Source organism: Micromonospora sp. ATA51 (assembly GCF_016802855.1).
Taxonomy (GTDB): Bacteria; Actinomycetota; Actinomycetes; order Mycobacteriales; family Micromonosporaceae; genus Micromonospora; species Micromonospora sicca.
In genome coordinates this window covers 1-3,452 of record NZ_JAEVHJ010000486.1, presented here as the reverse complement: position 1 = coordinate 3,452, position 3,452 = coordinate 1, and the positions used below count along the sequence as shown (strand labels likewise).

Sequence of the window (3,452 nt, the reverse complement as noted above, 5' to 3'; positions counted from 1 at the left end):
GGGCGGGACGGGGGTCGGGGGCGGCCGTGGGCAGGCGGGGCGCCGGGACCTCACCGCCCGGGTCGGGGTCGACCACTCCGCGCCCGGCCAGCGCGGCGCCGGGCTCGCCGAACCGGGGCGAGTCCACCGCCAGGTCGGGATGCTCCACGCCGAGCGCCAGCGCCGCCGCCTCCTCCAGCCCCAGCTCGCCGCCCTCGCCGTACGCGGCGTCGAAGGCCCCGTCGCCGAGCACCCGGCGCAGCTGCGCCTGCCGGTCCAACCAGTACGGGCCGTAGATGCCCGGGGTGGCCCGCAGGTTCGCCCGGGTCGCCTGCGCCGCCCCGAAGAGCCGGGCCGCGGTCACCGGGTCACCGCCCAGCGCGCAGCGCACCGCGATCGCGTGCAGCGTGTCACAGGCCCGATTGAGGTAACCGTGGCTCATCCGGGAGCGGAGCGCCACCAGCAGATGCTCGTGCGCCGCGACCAGATCCCCGCGCGCCAGCGCCACCATGCCGAGCAGCATGTCCACCGAGCGGCGGCCCCGCTCGGCCGGGCGGGCCGCCTCCACCGGCCGGGCCGCGCCGAGCAGCTCAGCCGCCTCCTCCAGCGCGCCCCGCCGCCAGAGCAGCTCGGCGAGGTTGTGAATGGCGAGCAGCGCGTCGGAGACCACGTCCTGCTCGTGCGCCCACTCGATCACCTCGCGGCAGACCCGCTCGGCCTCCGCGAACTGTCCCATGTCGACCAGCGGCGCCGCCCGGCCCGCCAGGACCCGGGCGAGCAGGCCCAGGTCGCCCGCCTGCCGGGCGGCGGCCTCCGCCCGCTGCGAGTAGCGCAGCTCCTCGGCGAACTCACCGTCCGCGCCGGCGTGCAGCGAGTGCATGTGGTACGCCGCCGCCAGCTCCGCCTCCGGGATCACCTCGCCGGTCTCGGCGATCCGGCCGTACAGCCGGAACAGCCAGAGCCGCCCCTCCCGGGCCAGCCCCCGCTCCCGCCACCACTGGTCCAGCCCGCCGGCCAGGCCCAACCCGGAACGGGCGCTGCCGCCGGTGGCGCACCAGCGCAGCGCGGCCCGCAGCTCCCCGGCCAGCGGGTCCAACGCGTAGAGGGAGAGGGTGACCGGCCGGCCGTCCGGCCCGAGGTGCGCCCGCTGCAACGCGTGCCGCGACCAGGCGACGTGCCGGTCCCGGGCGGACTGCTCCTCGCCCGCCTCGACCAGCCGCCGCGCCGCGTACGCCCGGATCGGGTCGAGCATCCGGTAGGTGCTGCCGGAGGCGTGCGGCTCGGCCAGCACCATCGACTTGTCCACCAGCACGGAGAGCGGGTCGAGCGGGTCGTCGTCGAGCAGCCACTGGACGGTCGGCAGGTCCACCGGGCCGGCGAAGACCGCCAGCCAGCGCAACAGCCGCGCCGAGCGGGCGCCGAGCGTCCGGTACGACCAGGTGACGGTGGCCTGCATGGTCAGGTGCCGCTCGCTGGCCGACCGCTGCACCGCCCGGGTCGCCGGGGTGGGCGGGCTGATCCCCGCCGCCGCGGCCACCAGGTCCACGGTGTCCTGCTGGTTGCCCGACCAGCCCGCCTCGGCCGGCGGCGGCTCGGGCTCCTCCCGGCCGGCGTCCAGGGTGCCCAGCATGTCGTCCAGGCGCTCGGCGAGCTGACCTGCGGAGAGCACCCGCAGCCGCGCGGCGGCCAGCTCGATGGCGAGCGGCAGCCCGTCCAGCCGGCGCACCACCCGGCGCAGGTCGGCCTGCTCCGCCGGGTCGGGCGGCCGGCCGCCCCGGGCCGCCGCCGTCCGGTCCAGCAGCAGCGCCACCGCGTCGCTCTCCGACCCGTCCGGCCGCGGGTCCACCGAGAGCGGCGGGATCCGCCACACCGCCTCGCCGGGCACGCCGAACGACTCCCGGCTGGTGGCGAGCACCCGGACGCCGCGCCCGCCGGCCAGCAGCCGGGAGATCACCTCGGCCGAGGCCGCCGGCTGGGCGTCGCAGGTGTCCAGCACGACCAGCATCCGGCGGGCGGCCGCGTACTCGACCAGAGTGTCCACCATGGGCCGGCCCGGCTCCGGGCGCAGCCCGAGCACGGCGGCGATCTCGAACGCCACCAGCCCCGGGTCGGTCACCGCGGCGACGTCGACGAACCAGACTCCGTCCGGGTAGGACTCCACGACCCCGGAGGCCAGCTCCACCGCCAGCCGCGTCTTGCCGGCGCCGCCCGCGCCGAGCACGGTCACCAGCCGGTACGTCTCGACCAGCCGCCTCAGTTCGGCCCGTTCCAGCTCGCGGCCGACGAACGAGGTGATCTGGGTCGGCAGGTTGTGCGCCGCCGCGTCGGCGGTGCGCGGTCGCGGGAACCGCCGCTCCAGCCCCGGCGCGAGCAGTTGGAACAGCCGTTCCCGGTCGTCGAAGCCGCGCAGTCGGTGCAGCCCGAGGTCCAGCAGGGACGCCCCGGCCGGCAGCGGGTCGGCGCGCCGGGCGGTCGCCGCCGAGCAGAGCACCTGCCCGCCGTGCGCGGCGGCGGCCACCCGGGCGGCGCGGTGCACCTCCGGGCTGGCGTACTCGCCGTCCCGGGGTTCGGCGTAGCCGGTGTGCAGGCCCATCCGGACCCGGGGCGCGGCCTCCGGGGTGGGCCAGTCGTGACTGGCCAGCGCCCGCTGGGCGGTCAGGCAGGCGGTGAGCGCGGCGGCCGCGTCCGCGAAGGCGAGGAAGAACGAGTCCCCCTCGGTCAGCAGCTCCGCGCCGTCCGTGCCGGCCAGCGTGTGGCGCAGCAGCCGGCGGTGTTCCCGCAGCACCGGGCGGTAGCCCGGACCGAGCAGCTGGGCCAGCCGGGTCGAGCCCTCGATGTCGGTGAACACGAAGGTCACCCATCCGCTCGGGAGGTGGATCCGTGGCGACATGCGTGGAACCTCCGCCCCTGACGTCGGCTTCATGCTGCCCTATGGTCACGCCGTCACGCATCGTGAGAACGGTTGGCCGCATTCCGACCCAAGGTGCCACCGGATCTGGTCACCGGCAAGGTACGGGTCGGCCGGCGGGACGAGGCGGGGCCGCCGTCAGCAGCCGCAGCCACCGCCGCAGCAGCCACCGCCGCCGGGGGAGGACGACCCACCGGCCGGGCGGGCGCCACCCCGACCGGTGACCGCCACGGTGGACAGCAGCCGCACCGTGTCGGCGTGCCCCTGGGGGCAGGACGCGGGCTGGCCGGCCTCGGCCATCGGCCGGTTGACCTCGAAGGTGCCGCCGCAGGCGCGGCAGCGGAACTCGTACCGGGGCATGCCACCAGGGTACGACCGGGCCTGACGCCCGGGCGGACATGGGTGATACTCGACGGGTGGTGGACGGCGAGGACACATCGAGGGTTCGGCCCCTGCGACCGGCCGCACCGCCCGACGACCCCGGAACCGCCCCGGAGTCCACACCGGTCCCCCGCCCCCGGCGCCCCTGGCTGAGGTCCATGCAGCCGGCCCCCGCCGGCGCGCC

The 3,452-nt window shown here is 77.2% G+C and carries 1 protein-coding gene and 3 pseudogenes; 1 reads left to right on the top strand and 3 read right to left on the bottom strand.

Annotated features, from left to right (window positions below; translation table 11 throughout):
- From JNW87_RS41100 to JNW87_RS36415, 3 genes and pseudogenes are all read right to left on the bottom strand, one after another.
- Positions 1–1,459 (bottom strand): annotated as a pseudogene (locus JNW87_RS41100) (adenylate/guanylate cyclase domain-containing protein); the annotation flags it as partial.
- Between the two features lie 108 nt (positions 1,460–1,567).
- Positions 1,568–2,869, bottom strand: a pseudogene (locus tag JNW87_RS41095) (NB-ARC domain-containing protein); the annotation flags it as partial.
- A gap of 156 nt (positions 2,870–3,025) precedes the next feature.
- Complete coding sequence (locus JNW87_RS36415) at positions 3,026–3,247, bottom strand: zinc ribbon domain-containing protein (RefSeq protein ID WP_238455273.1); 222 nt, start codon at positions 3,245–3,247, stop codon at positions 3,026–3,028.
- A gap of 56 nt (positions 3,248–3,303) precedes the next feature.
- Here JNW87_RS36415 and JNW87_RS41875 point away from each other — a divergent pair.
- Positions 3,304–3,452: pseudogene (locus JNW87_RS41875) on the top strand (murein transglycosylase); the annotation flags it as partial.